Origin of the sequence: Serratia sp. CY27727, assembly GCF_052169275.1 — a bacterium.
In the GTDB taxonomy this organism is placed as follows: domain Bacteria; phylum Pseudomonadota; class Gammaproteobacteria; order Enterobacterales; family Enterobacteriaceae; genus Serratia; species Serratia sarumanii.
Window position 1 is genome coordinate 514,398 of the sequence record NZ_JBJNLB010000003.1, and the last position, 21,047, is coordinate 535,444.

Here is a 21,047-nt window from a genome sequence, read left to right on the forward strand (position 1 = left end):
ATCATCATGAAGCTGCTGGTCGTTGAGGATGATGAACTGTTGCAACAGGGGCTGGCGCTGGCGCTGACCGGCGAAGGTTACGTCTGCGACTGCGCCGCCACGGCGGCGGAGGCCAACAGCCTGCTCATCACCAGCCAATACAGCATGGTGATCCTGGATCTCGGCCTGCCGGACACCGACGGCGCCGCGCTGCTGCGGCAGTGGCGCCGCCAACAGATCGATCTGCCGGTGCTGATCCTGACCGCCCGCGACGCGCTGGAAGACCGCGTCGACGGGCTGGACGCCGGCGCCGACGACTACCTGGTCAAACCCTTCGCGCTGGTCGAGCTGCAGGCGCGCGTGCGCGCCCTCCTGCGGCGCTACCAGGGGCACAGCGACAATCTGATGCAGGTGGACGATCTGCAGCTGAACCTCTCCAGCCAGCAGGTTTACCTGCAGCAGCAGCCGGTGGAGGTCACGCCGAAAGAGTTCGCCATTCTGGCGCGTCTTATCATGCGTGCCGGGCAGACGGTCAACCGTGAACTCCTGCAGCAGGATCTCTATACCTGGCAAGACGATTTAGGTTCCAACACGCTGGAAGTACACATTCACAACCTGCGCCGCAAACTGGGCAAGGATCGCATCCGCACCGTGCGCGGCATCGGCTACCGCCTGGAACCCTCCTCATGATCAGCATGCGCCGCCGCCTGCTGCTGATGCTGGCGCTGATCCTGCTGGTCACGCAACTCATCAGCGCCTTCTGGCTGTGGCACGAAAGCCAGGAACAGATCGGCTTCCTGGTGGACGAAACCCTGTCCGCCAAAGTGCGTACCGAACGCGTCGATAGCGAGATCGCCGAGGCCATCGCGTCGCTGTTGGCGCCTTCGCTGATCATGATGATCGTCACGCTGCTGGCGTCGTTTTGGGCCATCAGTTGGATCATCCGCCCGCTCAACCAATTGCAGAAACGGCTGGAAAAGCGCTCTGCCGATAACCTGACGCCGCTGCCGATCGCCAGCGACAGCCAGGAAATGGTGGCGGTCACCAATGCACTCAATCAGCTGTTCTCACGATTGGACAACACCATTCAACAGGAACGCCTGTTCACCGCCGACGCCGCCCACGAGCTGCGCACGCCGTTGGCCGGCATCCGCCTGCATCTGGAACTGATGGAGAAACAGGGCGTCAAGGGCAGCCAGGCGCTGATCGCCCGCATCGATCAGTTGATGCACACCGTCGAGCAGTTGCTGATGCTGTCGCGCGCCGGGCAAGACTTCGCCCGCGGCCATTATCAGCATGTCGATTGGGTGGCCGATGTGATCCAGCCGCTGCGTGAAGAGCTCGACGAAATGGCCGCCCAACGTGGGCAGACGCTGGACTGGCACTTGCCGGCTACTGCCACAGTAAACGGCGATCCGGTGCTGCTGCGGCTGCTGCTGCGCAACCTGGTCGAAAACGCCCACCGTTACGGCCCTGAAGGCGGCGCGATACAGGTGCAGTTAACGCCGCAAGACAACGGCTATCTGCTGCAAGTCATCGACGATGGCCCGGGGATCAAGGAAGAGATGGTCGGGGAGCTGACGCAGGCGTTTCGCCGCATGGATCAACGCTACGGCGGCAGTGGGCTGGGCCTGAATATCGTGATCCGCATCGTGCAGTTGCACCAGGGGCGTTTGACGCTGGAAAACCGCCGCGATGCGCGCGGCCTGAACGCCCAGTGCTGGCTGCCGGAAAAGGCGCTTAAATAACAAGGGCCCAGCGTTGCTGAGCCCCTTATCACCGAATTACTTCTGGTAAATGATTTCGACGCCTTCGTCGTCGTCTTCGTCCCAGTCGTCATCCCAGTCATCTTCCGCTTCGGCTTCCACTTCCGCGATTTGCTCGCGGTGGTAGTCATCCCACATGAATTCGACTTTTTCCGGTGCGCTTTCTTCGATCGCCATCGCTTTCGGCTGGGTGTTGATGAAGTTCATCACGTCCCAGCACAGCGCGTTGACGCCTTCGCGGTTGGCGGCGGAGATCATGTAGTACTTCCCTTCCCAGCCCATGCCTTCCACAATCGCCTTGGCGCGTTCGGCGGCTTCTTCCTCACCAATCACATCAATTTTGTTGAACACCAGCCAGCGAGGCTTCTGCGCCAGATTTTCGCTGTATTGGTTCAACTCGTTGATGATGACTTTGGCGTTCTCCACCGGATCGGATTCGTCGATCGGCGCGATGTCCACCAGGTGCAGCAGCACGCGGCAACGCTCCAGGTGTTTCAGGAAGCGAATGCCCAGGCCCGCACCTTCGGAGGCGCCCTCGATCAGCCCCGGAATGTCGGCGACCACAAAGCTCTGCTCATGGTCCATACGCACCACGCCCAGGCTCGGCACCAGCGTAGTGAACGGATAATCGGCCACCTTCGGCTTGGCGGCGGACACCGCGCGAATGAAGGTCGATTTACCGGCGTTCGGCAGCCCCAGCATGCCTACATCGGCCAGCAGCAACAGCTCCAGCAACAGGTCGCGCGCTTCGCCAGCGGTACCCAGCGTCTTCTGACGCGGTGCACGGTTGACCGAAGATTTGAAACGGGTGTTGCCCAGGCCGTGCCAGCCGCCTTTGGCGACCATCAGCTTCTGCTCGTGGCGGGTCATGTCGCCGAGGATCTCGCCGGTGCCCTGATCCTTCACGCGCGTGCCGACCGGCACCTTGATGATGACGTCTTTACCGCGTTTACCGGTACAGTCGCGGCTCTGGCCATTCTGGCCGCGCTCGGCGCGGAAAGACTTCTCAAAGCGATAGTCGATAAGAGTGTTGAGGTTCTCGTCCGCCAGCAGGTAGACGTCGCCGCCGTCGCCGCCGTCGCCGCCGTCAGGCCCGCCGTTGGGGATATATTTTTCGCGGCGGAAGCTGACGCATCCGTTGCCGCCGTCGCCTGCAACGACCAGAATCGCTGCTTCATCTACAAACTTCATTTACCGTCTCCGTAAATCATTCACCGGGCTGCTTCAAAGGAGCAACCAGGGGGGGTTCTGCCCGTCGCGGCCACCACCGGTGACCAATTGCGGAAAACATGGCGCCCGCCACAACCACAAACGCACCGACATAGCCGACAATGTTCAGCGTCGGCGCGGCGAATGCCTGGGGCCAGGCCAACGCCAATAAATCTGAAAACAGCAGGGTAAACAGCGGGGTCAGCGTCACCAACGCGCTTACCTGCGCCGCCTGCCAACGCGCCATCGCCTCTGCCAGCGCGCCGTAGCCGATCAGCGTATTGGCGCCGCAAAACAGCAGGCACGCCAATTGCCAGCCGCTCAGCTGGAAAATCACCTCGGGTTTGGCCAGAGGGAACAACGCTATCGCACATAAAGTGTACAACATAACCAGGATCTGCGGCGAAGCCAGTCGGCGCAGCAACACCTTCTGCGCCACGCCGTAGCTCACCCAGACCATCGCCGCGCACACGCCCAGCATGACGCCCAGCGTGTAGTCCGTCAGCCGGGTGAAGATCTCTATCAGACTGACGTTGAAAAACAGCATCAGTCCGCAAATCAGCATCAGGGCGCCGATGACCTGGGTGATACGCATGCGTTCTTTTAAAATCAGCACGCTGGCGAACATCATGCCGACCGGCGACAGCTGGCCAATCACCTGCGACGCCGTCGGGCTCAGGTATTGCAGCGAGGAGCTGAAGAACACAAAGTTGCCCAGCAGCCCCGCCGTCGCGATCGCCAACAGCAGCAGCCAACGCGGCTGGCGGAACATCGTCAGCGGCGGCAGCTTGCCGCGCACCGCGAGGATCGCGCCCAAACCGATGGCGGCCATGGTAAAGCGATACCAGACAACGGTAAACGGCTCCATCACCACCAACACTTCTTTCATCGCAATCGGCAACGCGCCCCAGCAAACCGCCGTGGTTAACGCCAGAGAAATGCCAACGCCGACCTGCTGCTTCGTATCCATATCACCTTCGCCAACGCTGACGGGCCTGCCCTCAGGCAACCCATAAATGTAAAAAGCCCCGCAACGAATTGCGGGGCTTACATCTATTTCGTAAGGCTCGAAAAATTATTCAGCTTCGATGCTGATGAATTTACGATTGCTCGGGCCTTTAACTTCGAATTTGACTTTACCGTCTTTCAAAGCAAACAGAGTGTGGTCTTTGCCGCAACCCACGTTGGTACCAGCGTGGAATTTGGTGCCGCGCTGACGAACGATGATGCTGCCTGCCAGTACTGCTTCGCCGCCAAAGCGTTTTACGCCCAGACGTTTAGCTTCTGAATCGCGACCGTTACGAGTCGAGCCGCCAGCCTTTTTGTGTGCCATTAATCCGCTCTCCTAACTTAAGCGCTGATGCCGGTGATTTTAACGTCAGTGAACCACTGACGGTGGCCCTGCTGCTTACGGTGGTGTTTACGACGACGAAACTTAACAATTTTAATTTTCTCGCCACGACCGTGAGCAACGACTTCAGCTTTGATCTTGCCGCCATCGACGAAAGGAACGCCGATTTTGATATCTTCGCCATTAGCGATCATCAGAATCTGGTCAAACTCAACCGCTTCACCAGTTGCGATGTCCAGCTTTTCCAAGCGAACGGTCTGACCTTCGCTTACTCGGTGTTGTTTACCACCACTTTGGAAAACCGCGTACATATAAAACTCCGCTTTCCGCGTGCCCGACTGTGTTAGTTCAGAGCGCGCTATAAATATTCACAATAGGGCGCGAATTCTACGCAAAAAAGCAGCGCATGACAAGAGCAGAATAAGACCAGAACAAGAAAAAAGAAGAAAAAAAGCGCAGTTTCTTTCGTGGCGTTTATCTGAACCGTTTTTCAAGTACAATCATAGGGACAGTTACCGCCATGTACCGATGTGAGCAGCGATCTCAACGCGGTGAAGAGAAACACAGCTGAAAAAAATACAATGAACCTAGAGCAAATTACCGAGTTAACCGCGCAAGATATGGCGGCCGTGAACGCAACAATTCTCGAACAGCTGAATTCCGATGTCACGCTCATCAATCAGCTTGGCTATTACATTATCAGCGGTGGCGGTAAGCGCATCCGGCCGATGATCGCCGTCCTGGCGGCGCGGGCATTGGGCTATGAAGGCAGCAAGCACGTCACCGTGGCCGCCCTGATCGAATTCATCCATACCGCCACGCTGCTGCATGACGACGTCGTCGACGAATCGGACATGCGCCGCGGCAAAGCCACCGCCAACGCGGCGTTCGGCAACGCCGCCAGCGTGCTGGTCGGCGACTTTATTTACACCCGCGCCTTCCAGATGATGACCAGCCTGGAATCCCTGCGCGTGCTGGCGCTGATGTCGGAAGCGGTCAACGTCATCGCCGAAGGTGAAGTGCTGCAGTTGATGAACGTGCACGATCCCGACATCAGCGAAGAAAGCTATATGCGGGTGATCTACAGCAAAACCGCCCGTCTGTTTGAGGCGGCGGCGCAATCGTCGGCGATCCTGTCCGGCGCCAGCGCTGAGCAAGAACGGGCGCTGCAAGACTATGGCCGCTACCTCGGCACCGCTTTCCAGCTGATCGACGATTTGCTCGACTACAGCGCCGACGGCAGCACCCTGGGCAAAAACACCGGCGACGATCTGAACGAAGGGAAACCGACCCTGCCGCTGCTGCACGCGATGCACAACGGCGACGACGCCCAGCGTGACATGATCCGCGGCGCGATTGAGCAAGGCAACGGCCGTCACCTGTTGGAGCCGGTGCTGCAGGCGATGCAGCAATGCGGTTCGCTGGAATACACCCGCAAACGCGCCGAGGAAGAGGCCGACAAGGCGATCGCCGCGCTGCAGGCATTGCCGGCATCGGAGCACCGCACGGCGCTGGAGGGCCTGGCCCATCTGGCGGTGCAACGCGACTTTTAAGAAATTAATGTTTCTTAAAAACCATCAGGCCCGCATACGCGGGCCTGCCTAGGTATTGCTCTCTTCGTCGATACGCGCCAGCAGGCCGCCGATCCCTTCCCGCATCAGGAAAGCCACCATTTTCTCGCGCTCGCTTTCCGTCAAATGGTAGTAATACTCGATCCAGACCGCCAACGGATCCTGACGCTCTACGTCATATGCCGCCCCGTCTTCCTTCAGCACCAGCAGGTTACGCACGTCTGAAGGCAGGCTGTCGATATGGTACTCCAACGCTTTTCCCTGCACGCCTTTACGCCTGCGGCTGATCCAGCCTTCGCGCCGGGCCATCAGATTGATTCCCTGTGGTGAGGAAGGTAATCCTGCGATGCCTGTCAGTTCCTTGGCGGCAAACCACTCTTTTTTCATAGCCATCATCTCTGGGCAATAGTGGGCAACGTCATTTTTTGGAAATTACTTGGGTATTTTTTAGGAAATTTAATGGTATTCTGGTTTCCGAATAAGCGTTTCACGTTGTTCATGCGCTTAACCTTGACCCGTTAGTTATACCACTAACGCAACTTTGGCTAATCAGAAAAGGAATGTAAACATGAATTCAAGGAACCCAGATTGGCATCCGGCAGATATCATCGCGGCGCTACGCAAGCAGGGCACCACGCTGGCGGCAGTGTCGCGCAAGGCCGGATTAAGCTCATCGACGCTGGCCAACGCGCTGTCGCGCCCGTGGCCGAAGGGGGAATGGCTGATCGCCGAAGCGATAGGCGTCCACCCCTCGGAGATCTGGCCAAGCCGCTATTACGATCCGCACAGCGATTGCCTGCTGGATCGCAAGGCGCGCATCAAATCGTGAACGCGGAGCAAAAAAAACCGCCGGAACAGCGTCCGGCGGCGTTTATCGGCTGACTATCGGCGTCGATCAGTTATTGATGAACTTCTCGCCCAGTTCGATATCTTTGTGCAGCACGTCCAGCATCTCGTTCAGCGCTTTCTGCTCGAAGGCGCTCAGGGTGCCGATATCCTTGCGCTCTTCAACGCCGTTCTTGCCCAGCACCAGCGGCTGTGCGAAGAAGCGAGCGTATTTGCCGTCGCCTTCAACGTAAGCGCATTCCACAACGCCTTTCTCGCCCTGCAGCGCACGCACCAGAGACAGACCGAAACGGGCGGCCGCCTGGCCCATGGACAGCGTTGCAGACCCGCCGCCGGCTTTGGCTTCCACCACTTCGGTGCCGGCGTTCTGAATGCGCTTGGTCAGATCCGCCACTTCCTGATCGGTGAAGCTCACGCCTGGGATCTGCGACAGCAGAGGCAGGATGGTCACGCCAGAGTGGCCGCCGATGACCGGCACGTTCAGCTCTTCCGGCTGCTTGCCTTTCAGCTCGGCCACGAAGGTGTTGGAACGGATGATATCCAGCGAAGTCACGCCGAACAGTTTGTTCTTGTCGTAAACGCCGGCTTTTTTCAGCACTTCCGCCGCGATGGCGACCGTGGTGTTAACCGGGTTGGTGATGATGCCGATGCAGGCTTTCGGGCAGGTTTTCGCCACTTGTTCAATCAGGTTACGCACGATGCCGGCGTTAACGTTGAACAGGTCAGAGCGATCCATGCCTGGCTTACGGGCCACGCCGGCGGAAATCAGCACCACGTCCGCACCTTGCAGAGCCGGGGTCGCGTCTTCGCCGCTGAAGCCTTTGATTTTAACTGCGGTTGGGATGTGGCTTAAGTCGACGGCAACGCCTGGGGTAACGGGGGCAATGTCGTAGAGAGAGAGTTCAGAACCTGAAGGAAGCTGGGTTTTGAGTAGAAGGGCGAGGGCCTGGCCGATACCGCCAGCAGCACCGAGAACTGCAACTTTCATCCTATACTCCTTTATTATCTTAAATATATAAAGCGCCGTGAATGTGTTGGTTACGGACCTTAAGTCATTACACCTTTCAAAACAATAAATTAGCCAATTCTTGCCTGCAGGTGTAATAAAACGGCCGCTGTCGCGCCCATTTTAGATTAAATCGCTTACGCATGAAGGGCATAGCGCACACTAATCAAAAATAGTGCGAGGTTATTCACGAGCAAGTTAACCGGCCGTTACATTACACCCTTACGCAACATCAGAACAACATCATTTTAATAACATTTTATTTACCACTGCGGGCCGATTTTCCGTCGCCAAAAGGGCATATTCATCGCGGCCGGATTTTGTTAAAATGCCGCCCTTTCCTCGCCGCCCGGTCATGCTTATTTTCTTTGGGTCGGCCTTTGTTGCATAAAAATTCATCTATATGCATAATCATGACTTCCACTATCAACATTCCACGGTGCAAAATGCGTAATCCCGCAAAACAGGAAGATCTGATCAAGACGTTCAAAGCGTTATTGAAAGAAGAAAAATTCAGTTCTCAAGGCGAGATCGTTTTGGCGCTGCAAGAAGAAGGCTTCGAAAACATTAACCAATCCAAAGTATCGCGCATGCTGACCAAGTTCGGCGCGGTACGTACGCGCAATGCCAAAATGGAAATGGTGTATTGCCTTCCTGCCGAACTCGGCGTGCCGACCACCACCAGCCCATTGAAGAATCTGGTGCTGGACGTCGACCATAACGACGCCGTCGTGGTGATCCACACCAGCCCGGGCGCCGCGCAGCTGATCGCCCGCCTGCTCGACTCATTGGGGAAATCCCAGGGCATCCTCGGCACGATTGCCGGCGACGACACGATTTTCGTCACCCCGTCCAACGGCTTTACCGCTCAGAAACTGCATGAGGCTATTCTGGGCGTGTTCGAGCAAGAGCTGTGAAACCTGGCGCTAACAAAGTGCGGCTTTAGCCCGCACTTTGTTAGCGCTTCTTTAACTCTTACGTTACCTTTCCCGCCCTCAACCGCGTTTAACACTGCTTTTTTATCCCTCAGCAACACATTTCCATGACATCTACATGTAACCAGCAGTACCCACTGTGATCTTCCGCACTTTTGGTCAAAAGCACTTACCTTATTGAAATTACATAAATTTAACATCAAAAGATCGTTTTGTGAGCGTTTTTTATTCCTTACAGTTATAAAAAATAAGGATCATAAGGTTAAAGTTTCACTAGCAACTGTTAGCTAACTATTAATTTTTCGCGTTACTAGCTGTATACTCATTTTCGTGAACTGAATCACAGTTCGTTGGAACTGATAAAAGAATACGATGAGGTGAGATGATGAAAATTAAAGCTACCGTTGCAACCCTGAGCGTTCTGTCCATGCTTTCCTTTGGTGCATTCGCAGCACAATCTATTGATGCAACTCAGGCCGCAAAACTGCAACCGGCCGGTGTAATCACCGTGAGCGGCGTCGCCGCTGCGCCTTCCGACATCCGCCAGGCGCTGTCCGACAAAGCCGACGCCAAAGGGGCGACCGCTTACCGCGTAATCGAAGCCCGCAATGACGGCAGCTTCCACGCAACCGCTGAAATCTACAAATAAGTACCGGCATTACCCGGCAACGGGCAATACATCTCTGGAATCAAACGCTGTCATAACGGCCTTCAAGAATAAAAATCGCTGCCAAGCCCTTCCAGGCTGTTATGACCAAGGATCGCTATCATGAACATGAAAACTACTCTCGCTGCATTCGGCCTGCTGTCTGTCATCTCCTTCGGCGCCTCCGCCGCCCAGCTGGTGACTAACGATCAGACCGCCAATCTGCAATCTATCGGCACCATCACCGTCAGCGGCATCGACGGCGCGCCGACCGACATTCGCCAGGCGTTGTCCGACAAAGCCGACGCGAAAGGCGCGACCGCCTACCGCGTGATCGAAGCGCGTAACGAAGGCAACTACCACGCCACCGCCGAGATTTACAAATAACAACTCTGGGAACGGCTTTGCAGAGCTGATTACCCTCGTCACTGCCACTGCCGAGTTCTGACGCAAACGCCGATTTCCCAGAGACCCTCTCGTCGTCCTATCCGACGAACCCCGTTGCCCTCGCTCGCGAGGGCTTTTTTATGGGCGTAAAAAAGGCCGCGAATGCGGCCCTTGATGTGGCTGATGCGGCTGAGCGATCAGTAGGTGACTTTCGGTTCCTGCTTTTTCGCCAGCGCGTCCAGCAGACGGTCGTGAATGCCGCCGAAGCCGCCGTTGCTCATCACCAGAATGTGATCGCCCGGCTGTGCGGTTTTTACCACCATGTCCACCAGCGTGTCGAGATCCGCGCTCCAATGCGCCGGCTGCACGCAGGCATCCGCCACTTCCGCCACCTGCCACGGAATGTGGTGCGGCTGGAACAGGAACACCTCGTCGGCGCGGCCGAGCGAAGGCGCCAGATCGTTTTTGCTGATGCCCATTTTCATGGTGTTGGAGCGCGGCTCCAGCACCGCCAGAATGCGCGCCGTGCCGCCGACCTTGCCGCGCAGCGCGGCCAGAGTGGCCAGGATCGCCGTCGGGTGGTGCGCGAAGTCGTCGTAGACCGTGACGCCGTTGGCTTCGCCACGCAGCTCCAGGCGGCGGCGGGCGTTGATGAAATCGCCCAACGCGCGGCAGGCGTCCGCCGGCTGCACGCCGACGTGGCGGGTGGCGGCGATGGCCATCAGGCCGTTATGCATGTTGTGCTCGCCCACCAGCGCCCAGTTCACTTCGCCGACCTGTTCGCCGTCGAGGAACACAGCGTAATGGCTGGCGTCCGGCGTCAGCTTCTGTGCGCGCCAGGTGCCCTCTTCCCCCACCAGCTCCTGCTCGCTCCAGCAGCCCATCGCCATCACCTGCTTCAGGTGGCTGTCGTTGTCCGGCAGGATGATCTTGCCTTTGCCCGGCACCAGACGCACCAGGTGGTGGAACTGTTTCTGGATGGCTTTCAGATCGTCGAAGATATCGGCGTGGTCGAACTCCAGGTTGTTCATGATCAGCGTGCGCGGGCTGTAGTGCACGAACTTGGAGCGCTTGTCGAAGAACGCGCAGTCATATTCGTCGGCCTCGATCACGAAGAACGGGCTGCCGCCAAGGCGCGCCGATACGTCGAAGTTGCCCGGCACGCCGCCGATGACGAAGCCGGGCTGGTAGCCGCAGGCCTCGAGGATCCAGGTCGCCATGCCGGCGGTGGTGGTTTTGCCGTGGGTGCCGGCGACCGCCAGTACCCAGCGATCGCGCAACACGGCATCGTGCAGCCACTGCGGGCCGGAAACGTAAGGGATGCCACGTTCCAGCACCGCCTCCACGCACGGGTTGCCGCGCGTCATGGCGTTGCCGATGATCACCAGATCCGGCGCCGGATCCAGCTGGGCCGGATCATAACCCTGAATAAGATCGATCCCCTGGTTCTCCAGCAGCGTGCTCATCGGCGGATAGACGTTGGCGTCCGAACCGGTGACGTCATGCCCCAGTGAGCGCGCCAGCATCGCCAACCCGCCCATAAAGGTGCCACAGATCCCAAGAATGTGAATGCGCATAGGTTTCTCATGTGAGTGCATCGAATGTCGGCATATTCTAACGCTCAGAATCGTCCAGAAGAAATGGATTTGCCTATGAATAGCGCGCATCTTTGGGCTACACTGCACGCGAAAACGTTGGCGGTTTGTTAACAGGCCGCTATCCATCCGTAGATTCAGGGATTGTGTCATGAAAACGTTAGGCGAATTTATCGTCGAGAAACAGCACGACTTCTCTCACGCCACCGGCGAGCTGACCGCGTTACTTTCTGCAATTAAACTGGGCGCCAAAATCATCCACCGCGACATCAACAAGGCCGGCCTGGTTGATATTCTGGGCACCAGCGGGGTGTCCAACGTACAGGGCGAAGTTCAGATGAAACTGGACCTGTACGCGAACGAAAAACTGAAAGCGGCGTTGAAAGCGCGTGGTGAAGTTGCGGGTATCGCTTCCGAAGAAGAAGATGAAATCGTGATATTCGACGGCGAGCGAGCTGAAAATGCCAAGTATGTCGTTTTGATGGATCCGTTGGACGGTTCGTCCAACATCGATGTCAACGTCTCGGTCGGTACGATTTTCTCTATCTACCGTCGCATCACGCCGGTCGGCACGCCGGTGACCGAAGAAGACTTCCTGCAGCCGGGCAGCGCCCAGGTCGCAGCGGGTTATGTGGTTTACGGTTCGTCCACCATGCTGGTGTACACCACCGGTTACGGCGTCCACGCCTTCACCTACGACCCGTCTCTGGGCGTATTCTGCCTCTCCCACGAGAAAGTGCGCTTCCCGGCGAGCGGCAACATGTATTCCATCAACGAAGGCAACTACATCAAGTTCCCTCTCGGCGTGAAGAAATACATCAAATACTGCCAGGAGCAGGATGAAGCGACGCAGCGCCCTTACACCTCGCGCTACATCGGTTCTCTGGTGGCGGACTTCCACCGCAACCTGCTGAAAGGCGGCATCTACATCTACCCAAGCACCGCCAGCCACCCGCAAGGCAAGCTGCGCCTGCTGTACGAATGCAACCCGATGGCGTTCCTGGCCGAACAGGCCGGCGGTAAGGCCAGCGACGGCAAAAACCGCATTCTGGACATCACGCCGGTGAAACTGCACCAGCGCGCGCCATTCTTCGTCGGCACCAAGTCGATGGTAGAAGACGCGGAACGCTTCATCGCCGAAAACCCGGACGAGTAACGCGTTCTTTGCAAGGGTTCGGCGCCGCGCCGAACCCTTATCGCCTTACAGCTTGAACGCCGCCATGCTCTGCGCCAGCAGCTGAGCCTGATCTTCCAGCGAGCGCGTCGCCGCCGCCGACTCTTCCACCAGTGCCGCATTCTGCTGCGCCACCTGATCCATCTGCGCCACCGCCAGGTTCACCTGTTCGATACCGCTGCTTTGTTCGCGCGTCGCCGCCGAGATCTCACGCATCAACGCCGTCACCCGGCCCACTTCGCCGGTGATGCCGCTCATGGTCTGCGCCGCCGACTCCACCATCTGCTCGCCTTCCTGCACCCGGTTCTGCGACGCTTCGATCAACCCTTTGATCTCTTTCGCCGACTGGGCGCTGCGCTGCGCCAGATTGCGCACTTCACCGGCCACCACCGCAAAACCGCGGCCCTGTTCGCCGGCGCGCGCCGCTTCCACCGCCGCGTTCAGCGCCAGGATATTGGTCTGGAAGGCGATGCCGTCCATCACGCTGATGATGTCGGCGATGCGGCGCGAGCTGTCGGTGATCGCCTGCATCTTGCTCATCACCTGGCTGACCACCTCGCTGCCCTGGTTGGCGATATCGGACACGCTCAGCGCCAGCTGGTTGGCCTGTTCGCAGTTCTCGGCGTTCATTTTCACCGTCGAGGTCAGCTGTTCCATGCTGGCGGCGGTTTCTTCCAGCGAAGCGGCCGATTCTTCGGTGCGCTGCGCCAGATGCAGGTTGCCGGCCGCCAGTTCGCGTGAACCGGTGTCGATCTGGCTGCTGGCGTCGCGCACTTTGCTGACCGAACTGGCCAGCGCCTGCTGCATGCGCTGCATCGCCCGCACCAGGCGGCCCATCTCGGTATCGCCCTCGCCGCGGATCTCATGGGTCAGATCGCCGCCGGCGATGTGTTCCAGCTGCGCGATGGACTCGTCCAGCGGGCGCAGAATGATCACCCGCAGCGCGAACCAGGCCAGCACCGCCAGCAGCACGCTGAGCAGGCCCGCCACCACGATCAGCGAGATCTTGGTGCTGGCGTTGCTTTCCGCGTCATACACCTGCTGCGCGCCGAGCTTCATGGCGAAGCTGCGGAAATCGCTGAGATCCTTTTCGAACGCGATGCTCAACGCGGAGATGCGCGTTTCCTGAATATGATAATACTCATCGATTTTGCCGGCCTTGATGGCGGCGGCCATCGGCTTCACGCCCTGATCCAGATAGGCGCGGTAGCTGTTTTGCAGGCGGTTGGAGAGTTCGCGGCCGCGCTCGGTCACGGTGCCGACGCCGACAAAGCGCGCCATTTCCTTGTTCGACTGCTCGAGGTAACCGTAGATGCGGCCCACGGTGGCGTCGGAGACATCAGTCTGGCCGATCTCCCGTTGGCGCACCGCCAGCGAGGCGGCGGTTCTGGCGCGCAGCGTCAGGTTGGAGCTGTTGGCCAGCGAGCCCAGCTCTTCGCCGAGGATCTGGTTTAAGGTATGGATCGAGCGCGATCCTTCGTTAATCGCGTTGACGCCAATAACGCTGACCATGATCAGCAGCATGGTCATCAGGCTCAGCAGGGCGATCAGCCCAGCCTTCACCGTAATCTTTTTTAGCATGAGTTCTTCCCGGCTTCAGAATAGTGAGATCAGACGTAGTAGGGGTGGCAAAACGCGGAGCCAGCTTTGCTGGCTCATTATTGTTTGTTGAAGTTATCGGCAGGCGGAGGCAAAACTTCATGCCGCGGCGGGATTAATCTGGAAATTCTCCGTGCGCCGGCGCACTGGGTTTTCGACGATGAAAAGGGCAGGAAATCGCAAAAGAGTCCGCTATAATAGCCGCCACTCCATTTCTGGTTTGATGATTAAAGGAAACCGACATGAGCTTGAATCTGGTCCCTGCTGGCAAAGACCTGCCGGAAGACATCTACGTAGTAATCGAAATCCCGGCCAACGCCGATCCAATCAAATACGAAATCGACAAAGAAACCGGCGCGCTGTTCGTTGACCGTTTCATGTCCACCGCGATGTTCTACCCGTGCAACTACGGCTACATCAACCACACCCTGTCTCTGGACGGCGACCCGGTTGACGTGCTGGTCCCAACCCCATACCCGCTGCAGCCGGGCTCCGTAATCCGCTGCCGTCCGGTTGGCGTGCTGAAGATGACCGACGAAGCCGGTGAAGACGCCAAGCTGGTTGCGGTACCGCACAGCAAGCTGACCAAAGAGTACGATCACGTGAAAGACGTGAACGACCTGCCGGAACTGCTGAAAGCCCAGATCGCTCACTTCTTCGAGCACTACAAAGATCTGGAAAAAGGCAAATGGGTGAAAGTGGAAGGCTGGGCAGACGCTGCCGCGGCTAAAGCGGAAATCATCGCCTCGTTCGAACGCGCCGCCAAGAAGTAATGCCTGCCGCCGTCCGATGAAAAAACACCGCTCAATGAGCGGTGTTTTTTTTATTACTGATCGTCGAGACGTTTCAGCCAGTCGCCGCTGGTAATTCGCGGGTAACCGTCCACGCTGTGTTTGTACAGGTAGATCCACGCACTCCCATAAGGCGTCTGAATCAGTTCACGCTTATAGTCCTTGGTGTTGCTTTTCAGTTCGTCCAGCTCTGCCAGAATCGATGAGTTAATACGATACACTTCGCAATGTATCGTGCCCTCTCCAGGGATCGCCGCCGGGTAATGGCCCAGATTATAAATCTGATAGCCTTCGAGCTCGTGCTCGCCGAGCCATTGGGCGTTGGTCATCCAATGGCTGTTTCCCTGTTTGCGCCGTAAACTGCCGTAGACAATTATTCGCATCGCTAAAACTCAAACTGATAGAGCAAATCTAATGCCTGGTCGAGACCAGACACCGCTTCAAGATACAACTTAGGCATCAGGCGATAACGCAACGTCAGCGTGGCCAAGGAGTCGAAGATGCCCACCCCATATTTTACTTGTAAGCCTGGGAGAACATAGCCGCTCACGACAACCTGGGAACTGTCGCCAACCCCCTGAGTGTCCAGAGCCAAATTACTTACGCCGAATGCCTCGCCGATTTTACCCACAAGTTGACCACTTTGTGCAACCCCCATGCCGATTAACATCGAGGTCATGGCGTTGCCGTCGGCGCCGGAGCTGCTCAAGCCCTGGCCGCGCAGCAGATAAGACAGGGCTTCCTGTTGCGATTTGGCCGGATCGGAGAACACTTCCAGCTTCGGCGCATCCGCCAGGCCGGTCACGCGCACGCCGGCGGTCACATCGTCCTCGGTGGATTCCGGGTTGCGGATCGCCTCGATATTCAGCAGCGGCTGATCCGGCGGGCCGGAGAACATCAGCTGCCCTTTACGCACGATCAAATCCTGACCATAAGCATGGAAGCGGCCGGAAGGGATGTCAATCTGGCCGTTGAGGCCCAGCCCTTTCTTGTCCTGCACCACCTTCAGGTCGCCCTTCAGACGGGCCTTGAGACCAAAAGCGTCCAACCGCACGTCATTGCCGACGTGGATCATCAGATTGCTGTTGATCGGGATCGAGGCGGTCTTCGGTTGAATCGGCTTCAGCTGGTCGTCCAGCATCACCTCGTCGGAAGAGACGCCCACCGCGCTTTCCGGCAGCTCCTGCACCGTGATGCGCGCCCAGGGAATGTCGACCTTGCCGTTGAGCGAGAACAGCTGCGGCGTGGCTTCGAACACCAGATCCGGCGACACGTCGATGCGGATCATCGGCGGCACCGTCACCCGCAGCTTATCGCCCTTGGCGGCAATGCGCGCACGCCAGGCGTTGATATCGCGCCAGTCGGCGTCGCCCGCCAGATTCAGCTGACCGCGCGTGGTGCTGAGCAGCCCTTCCAGCGTCGAGGTCATACCGTTGAAATTCACCGCCAGCCGCGCGTCGGTCATATCGAACGGCATCCAGTGCCCCTGCACCTTCGCCCGATCCAACGCCAGGCGCCCGAACACCAGCGGCTTCTGCGCGCTGCCGCCCAAGCGCAGGTTGGCGTTCAGCATGCCCGCCGCGCTTTCGCCCTTCATCAGCGCCGGGTTGATCAGCGCCAGCGAGATATTGGTGATATTGACGTTGCCGCTGATGGTGCGCCGCACCTGCGGATCCGCCACCTGGATATTGCCGTCGAACTGGCCGTTGTTGGTCAGCTTGATCCGCCAGTCGGCCAGCGCGCGACCGTTGTTCAGGCCGGCGTTGAGGGTCAGCGTGTCGAAGGCGATCGGCAGCGCGTTGCCCTGCACCTGCTGCACCACCTTGACGCCGTTGCCGGCCAGCGTGACTTTCGCCTCCGGCAGCGCGCCGCCCGGTTTCCAGCTGACATCGGCCCGGCCGGTGAACACCCCGCTCAGGGCAGTTTCCGGGCCGAGGAACGGCTTGATCATCGCCAGATCGAACCGGTTGAGCACCACGCTGGCCTGGCCGCTCTGGCCGGCTTCAATGGTCTTGGGCACGCACAGCTCGGCGTTCGGGTTCTGCCAACAGTGCGGCCCGACGCTGATTTTCTGCTCGGTGTTCAGGTAGTCCAGCGCGATGGCGCGCGTCAGGCGCCATTCCCCGACCGGCGTATCGAAGCGAGTGTTGTTCAGATTGCCGCGCCAGCGCTGCTGCTGACGATCGAAACTGCCCTGCAGCGCCAGCTGGCCGGAGACCGGTTTGCCGTCGATCTTCAGCTGCAGTTGGTGCTGCTTCTCGCTGCCCTTGGCATCGAGAGTCAACAGGCTGACCTCCAGCGCATCCTGCTTCAGCTGCTCGACGCGTACCGCCAGTTGCCCCTGAATCTGATCCGTGGAGCGCACGTCGCCGTCTATTTTCACGCGGTTGATGCGCAGCGCCTGCCACTGCAGGCCGGATGCGGTCAAATCAGCCAGCAGCTGCGGCGCCTGCAGATTGCCGCGCAGCTTCAGCAGCCCTTTGGCGGTGCCGCCCAGGCCCGGCAGCGCGCCGTCCAGACGCGGCGCGTCGATGTTCGCGTCCAGGTTCCAGCTCTTCTCGTCCAGCTGCCCTTTGACGTTCAGTTGGTTACGCCCCAGCGCCAGATCGATGCCGGGGATTTTCCACTGCCCGGCGGCGTTGCCGCTCAGCGTACCGCGCGCCGTGACCTTGTTCTGCTTCACGTTGCCGTCCAGCTGCAGCACCGGCACCTGCAGTTGCCAGCTGCCGCCGTGCAGGCTGCCGCGCGTGGTGATCTTGCCGTCGAGTTTCGCCGGCCATTCCGGCCACTGCTTGGCGGTATTGATGCCGCTCAGCGTCAATTGCGAGGTCCAGCTGATGGCCTTGCTCCAGTCCACCAGCGCAGTGAGATCGGTATTGCCCTGCAGCGCCGCCAGGCGCAGGCGCTCCAGCTTGAATTGCTCGACGTTGCCTTTGCCGTCCAGCGTCAGCACCGCCGGCGGCAAGTCCTGGCCTTTCAGATTGGCGCGCGTCGACAGCGCGTAGTCGGTCGCCTTGCCGTTAAAGCGCAGGCGGAAATCGTTGACCTGATACTGCGCCTCGCCGCTCAGTGGCCATTTCAGCTGCCTGCTCTGCAACGTCAGCGCCAGCGGCAGGCCGGCTTCGGCCAGCCGGGTTTGCACATCGAGCTGGGCGCCGACCGGGCCGGACAGGTTCAGCGCCACCTTCAGCTCGTCACGCAGCCCGCCGCCGACGTTCAGCTTCACCTTCTCGCCCTTCAGCGGTTCGATATTCAGCGCGCTGTTGGCGGTCAGGGACACCGGCCAGTCGCCGGTCAGGGTTGCCTGCCCCTGCACCGACAGCGTGCCCTGTGGCGACTTCACGTCGAAGTTGTCCAGCTGGATATGCTGATCCTGCGTGCTGGCCTGCAGCAACAGGCTCGTGATCAGCACGTCGGTATCGCCGGTCAAGCGCAGCTGCTCACCGCTGATCTCTTTGACGGTGATATCCAGCGGCAGGCGGATGTCAGGCAGATCCGGCAACAGCGGTTTGGCGAACAGTTCCTTCAGCGTTTCGCCCAGCGGCTTCTCTTCCGGCTGCGGCGCCGGCTTCGCCGCGTCGGTGGCCTGCTCGCCGACCTTTTTCGCCACCTCGACCGCCGGCTGCACCGCTTCCGGCAACGGATTTTGCGGGGTTTTCGGCAAGGCGATCAGCAGCGAGCCGATCTTGGTCGGCATCAGCGTCAGCGCGCGCTCTTGCCACTGCGCGCCGGTGCGGAACTCGGCCAGCGAGATGGCGGTGTCGTCGACGGTGACCTTGACGTTGTTCAACGCCAACAGGCGCAGCGTGATCGGGTAAGGCGTGCTGAGATTGGTGGTCGGCTCACTGCTCTCCTCCACCGGCGCGGAAGGCGCCATCTCTTTGGTGTTCACCGCCACGTCCACATCCTGGGCGGTCAAGGCGTTGACGCACAGCGAGCTGCGCTTAAAGCAGGAGAGATCGAGCGACAGATGGAACTGCCCGGCGTTAACCGTCACGCCCGGCATCTGATACTTCACGCCCTTCAGCGTCAGATCGCGCCAGCCGCCGCTGACGCCGGCGATCTCCAGCCCCGGCACCCAGCGCGCCGCGCCGTTGATGACCATATGCAAACCGGTGGTGGTGCCTATCAGGAAGGCCAGGCCGCCGATCAGCAACAGCAGAACGACCAGAAATCCGAGACAAATCTTTTTAACCAGGCTCATAGTTCAGGCCCCAAACCGATGTAGAACTGCATCCCGTGGGTGTCCTTGTCCCCCACGGGCGCGGCGATATCCAGCTTCACCGGCCCCACCGGCGACTGCCAGCGCACGCCTACGCCGGCGCCGGTCTTGAAGTTGCTCTTCTTGATATCGTTCACCGCTTCACCGGAGTCGACGAACATCGCCCCCCACCATTTGCCGGTCACGTTGTATTGGTACTCCAGCGAGCCGGTCAGCATCTTGGAGGCGCCGGTCAGCTTGCCGTCGTCACCGCGCGGCGAGATGTCTTTGTACTTGTAGCCGCGAATGCTGCGGTCACCGCCGGCGAAGAAGCGCAAATCCGGCGGCACCTTGTCGAAGTCGTTGGTTTCTATCCAGCCCACCTGCCCGCGCGCCACAAAACGATGCTTGTCGGCCAGGGTGCGGATCCAGACGTTCTGCGCCTGCATCAGCGCAAAGTCCACGCCGGAGCCCCAGGAGGTGTCGGACACGTCGATAGAGTAGCGCTGGCTGTCGCCCCAGGTCGGCATCAGACCGCCGCGCGAACGGGTGCGGCTGAAGCTGACGCCGGGATACAGCAGCATGGTGGTGTTGCTGACGTTACCCTGGGTAAAGTTATCCCAGCGCCAGGTCAGGTTGATCGCCCGCTGCCAGCCGCTGGAAAGATCCCAGTTGCGCGAGGCCACCACTTTGGAGGTGACGGACTTGGTGTCGTTAAGATCGACGTTCTTGAGGCCGCCCTGCAGCAGGTAATACTGCTCCAGCGGGTTCTTCAGCAATGGGATTTTGTAGGTCAGATCCAGCTGCTGCTCCGGTGCCGACACGCTGGCGCTGGTTTCCAGACTATGCCCGCGATCGTTGAGCCAGGGCTTTTTCCAGGTGCCTTTCACCCGCGGGCCGACGTCGGTGGAGTAGCCGATACCGGTTTCGACGGTGTTGCGCGTGCGCGGCGTCACCAGCGCGTCCAACGGCAAAATCTTGTTCTCTTTGGCATCGTTGAAATCAGGGGATACCACCACCGAGTTGAACCAGTTGGTGGCGGACAAACGGCGGTTCAGCTCGGCCAAATCCTCCGAACTGTAGTAATCCCCCTGATGAAAGGGCACCAGATTTTGCAGATAGTCTTCGCGGATTTGCGAACCGGTGAATTTCACCTTGCCGAAGCGGTAACGTTCGCCGCTGTTGAAATCGATATCCCAAAACGCCTTGTGCAGATCTTCGGCCACGCCGAGCTGGCTTTTGGTCATGTCGGCGTCGAAGTAGCCTTTGCGCAGCGCCAGGCCGGTGAGCGAGCCTTTGAAACTGTCATACTTGCCGTGGTTGAGGATCTCGCCGATGGTCGGCCGCCCCTTCTTCACCAGCGCCAGGTAGTCCTCATCGGTCTTCGCGCCGCCTTCCAGCACGATGTTGGCGCCGGCGATACGCACCGGTTCGCCCGGATTGACCTTGGCGTGCAGCACCGGGCGCGACATCCCCGGCCGATCGTCCAGCGTAAACTCGATGGTCGGCTGGTAATAGCCGAGCGCGCGCAGCCCCTGGCGCACCGCCTCATCCACCCGCGCGCGGAAGCGCCCGTCGGTGCCGACCTCTTCAGGCGTGATCGACGACAGCCGCACCCGGACGTTTTTTTCCAACTCTCCGCTTAACCCCTCCACCTGCAAGCGCACGTTGGCCGCATAGGCCGCAGGTGCCGCAAGCAACACAGATATCAAGCACATGACCGGGTACTTTGGCACGTGTTCTCCTTATTGATTTTACTTTCCTGTTATGGTGTTCGCTCCGGGGCCAGGGCAGACTCCGCGCTATCATGACGGCAGCCCTCTTCAACCTTGTTCCGGACGCCGCCCGCCGCGCTTGCCACCACCGCGCAACAGGCGAATTCTTCACTTTTGGCGCTCAAAATACTGCGTTAAGCTTATACATAAACTCAACTTGCCACTTATTGTGGGCAAAGACGCGGTGAGATACAACCGAACCGCCCCCATGTAGGG

The 21,047-nt window shown here is 59.1% G+C and carries 20 protein-coding genes; 9 read left to right on the plus strand and 11 right to left on the minus strand.

The window, feature by feature from the left end:
• The first annotated feature begins 6 nt into the window (after positions 1–6).
• Together pmrA and pmrB are read left to right on the plus strand one after the other, a co-directional pair.
• Positions 7–669, plus strand: coding sequence for a two-component system response regulator PmrA (pmrA, locus tag ACJ8HB_RS12045; RefSeq protein WP_033648677.1), 663 nt, complete (start codon positions 7–9; stop codon positions 667–669).
• Positions 666–1,727, plus strand: a complete 1,062-nt coding sequence (pmrB, locus tag ACJ8HB_RS12050) for a two-component system sensor histidine kinase PmrB (RefSeq protein ID WP_033655295.1) — start codon at positions 666–668, stop codon at positions 1,725–1,727. Before pmrA ends, pmrB begins: the two co-directional genes overlap by 4 nt.
• A gap of 36 nt (positions 1,728–1,763) precedes the next feature.
• On the opposite strand, the gene cgtA is transcribed toward pmrB, so the two are convergent.
• The 4 genes from cgtA to rplU form a co-directional block, all read right to left on the minus strand.
• Complete coding sequence (gene cgtA, locus ACJ8HB_RS12055) at positions 1,764–2,936, minus strand: Obg family GTPase CgtA (RefSeq protein WP_004933553.1); 1,173 nt, start codon at positions 2,934–2,936, stop codon at positions 1,764–1,766.
• Positions 2,937–2,952: 16 nt separating this feature from the next.
• Positions 2,953–3,924 (minus strand): DMT family transporter, encoded by a 972-nt coding sequence (locus tag ACJ8HB_RS12060; protein WP_047569631.1) that lies wholly within the window; start codon positions 3,922–3,924, stop codon positions 2,953–2,955.
• Positions 3,925–4,029: 105 nt separating this feature from the next.
• A complete protein-coding gene (gene rpmA, locus ACJ8HB_RS12065; protein WP_004933559.1) occupies positions 4,030–4,287 on the minus strand; it encodes a 50S ribosomal protein L27 in 258 nt (85 codons plus the stop codon).
• A 17-nt stretch (positions 4,288–4,304) separates the two neighbouring features.
• Positions 4,305–4,616, minus strand: a complete 312-nt coding sequence (gene rplU, locus ACJ8HB_RS12070; protein WP_004933561.1) for a 50S ribosomal protein L21 — start codon at positions 4,614–4,616, stop codon at positions 4,305–4,307.
• 270 nt (positions 4,617–4,886) lie between these two features.
• On the opposite strand from rplU, the gene ispB reads away from it, so the two are divergent.
• Positions 4,887–5,858 carry an octaprenyl diphosphate synthase gene (gene ispB / locus ACJ8HB_RS12075; protein ID WP_033636815.1) on the plus strand — a complete coding sequence of 324 codons (972 nt, stop codon included), beginning with the start codon at positions 4,887–4,889 and terminating at the stop codon, positions 5,856–5,858.
• A 48-nt stretch (positions 5,859–5,906) separates the two neighbouring features.
• On the opposite strand, the gene ACJ8HB_RS12080 is transcribed toward ispB, so the two are convergent.
• Positions 5,907–6,263, minus strand: coding sequence for a DNA-binding protein (locus ACJ8HB_RS12080; protein ID WP_033655297.1), 357 nt, complete (start codon positions 6,261–6,263; stop codon positions 5,907–5,909).
• Positions 6,264–6,444: 181 nt separating this feature from the next.
• Between ACJ8HB_RS12080 and ACJ8HB_RS12085 the strand changes: the two genes are divergently transcribed.
• Positions 6,445–6,705 carry a helix-turn-helix domain-containing protein gene (locus ACJ8HB_RS12085; protein ID WP_033636812.1) on the plus strand — a complete coding sequence of 87 codons (261 nt, stop codon included), beginning with the start codon at positions 6,445–6,447 and terminating at the stop codon, positions 6,703–6,705.
• A gap of 66 nt (positions 6,706–6,771) precedes the next feature.
• Here ACJ8HB_RS12085 and mdh read toward each other — a convergent pair whose 3' ends face one another.
• Positions 6,772–7,710, minus strand: coding sequence for a malate dehydrogenase (gene mdh, locus ACJ8HB_RS12090; protein WP_033636811.1), 939 nt, complete (start codon positions 7,708–7,710; stop codon positions 6,772–6,774).
• Between the two features lie 464 nt (positions 7,711–8,174).
• Between mdh and argR the strand changes: the two genes are divergently transcribed.
• From argR to yhcN (ACJ8HB_RS12105), 3 genes are all read left to right on the plus strand, one after another.
• A complete protein-coding gene (argR, locus tag ACJ8HB_RS12095) occupies positions 8,175–8,645 on the plus strand; it encodes a transcriptional regulator ArgR (protein ID WP_004933572.1) in 471 nt (156 codons plus the stop codon).
• A gap of 403 nt (positions 8,646–9,048) precedes the next feature.
• Positions 9,049–9,312, plus strand: a complete 264-nt coding sequence (yhcN, locus tag ACJ8HB_RS12100; protein ID WP_033638655.1) for a peroxide/acid stress response protein YhcN — start codon at positions 9,049–9,051, stop codon at positions 9,310–9,312.
• A 120-nt stretch (positions 9,313–9,432) separates the two neighbouring features.
• Positions 9,433–9,696 carry a peroxide/acid stress response protein YhcN gene (gene yhcN / locus ACJ8HB_RS12105; protein WP_033648684.1) on the plus strand — a complete coding sequence of 88 codons (264 nt, stop codon included), beginning with the start codon at positions 9,433–9,435 and terminating at the stop codon, positions 9,694–9,696.
• A 197-nt stretch (positions 9,697–9,893) separates the two neighbouring features.
• On the opposite strand, the gene mpl is transcribed toward yhcN (ACJ8HB_RS12105), so the two are convergent.
• Positions 9,894–11,273, minus strand: coding sequence for a UDP-N-acetylmuramate:L-alanyl-gamma-D-glutamyl-meso-diaminopimelate ligase (mpl, locus tag ACJ8HB_RS12110; RefSeq protein WP_033636810.1), 1,380 nt, complete (start codon positions 11,271–11,273; stop codon positions 9,894–9,896).
• Positions 11,274–11,442: 169 nt separating this feature from the next.
• Here mpl and fbp point away from each other — a divergent pair, with 169 nt between their 5' ends.
• Positions 11,443–12,447, plus strand: coding sequence for a class 1 fructose-bisphosphatase (gene fbp, locus ACJ8HB_RS12115; RefSeq protein WP_004933587.1), 1,005 nt, complete (start codon positions 11,443–11,445; stop codon positions 12,445–12,447).
• A 45-nt stretch (positions 12,448–12,492) separates the two neighbouring features.
• Here the strand turns inward: fbp and ACJ8HB_RS12120 are convergent, their stop codons facing one another.
• The gene (locus ACJ8HB_RS12120) at positions 12,493–14,046 is read right to left on the minus strand and encodes a methyl-accepting chemotaxis protein (protein ID WP_033636809.1); all 1,554 of its coding nucleotides are present in this window, start codon (positions 14,044–14,046) and stop codon (positions 12,493–12,495) included.
• Between the two features lie 260 nt (positions 14,047–14,306).
• Here ACJ8HB_RS12120 and ppa point away from each other — a divergent pair, with 260 nt between their 5' ends.
• A complete protein-coding gene (gene ppa / locus ACJ8HB_RS12125; RefSeq protein ID WP_004933594.1) occupies positions 14,307–14,837 on the plus strand; it encodes an inorganic diphosphatase in 531 nt (176 codons plus the stop codon).
• Between the two features lie 53 nt (positions 14,838–14,890).
• On the opposite strand, the gene ACJ8HB_RS12130 is transcribed toward ppa, so the two are convergent.
• Genes ACJ8HB_RS12130 through tamA form a run of 3 tightly spaced genes read right to left on the minus strand, consistent with a single transcriptional unit; the run spans position 14,891 to position 20,774 of the window.
• Positions 14,891–15,238 (minus strand): gamma-glutamylcyclotransferase family protein, encoded by a 348-nt coding sequence (locus ACJ8HB_RS12130; RefSeq protein ID WP_033636808.1) that lies wholly within the window; start codon positions 15,236–15,238, stop codon positions 14,891–14,893.
• Positions 15,239–15,240: 2 nt separating this feature from the next.
• Positions 15,241–19,059 carry an autotransporter assembly complex protein TamB gene (gene tamB / locus ACJ8HB_RS12135; protein WP_047569635.1) on the minus strand — a complete coding sequence of 1,273 codons (3,819 nt, stop codon included), beginning with the start codon at positions 19,057–19,059 and terminating at the stop codon, positions 15,241–15,243.
• Positions 19,056–20,774 (minus strand): autotransporter assembly complex protein TamA, encoded by a 1,719-nt coding sequence (gene tamA / locus ACJ8HB_RS12140; RefSeq protein WP_194243329.1) that lies wholly within the window; start codon positions 20,772–20,774, stop codon positions 19,056–19,058. Before tamA ends, tamB begins: the two co-directional genes overlap by 4 nt.
• Between the last annotated feature and the right edge of the window lie 273 nt (positions 20,775–21,047).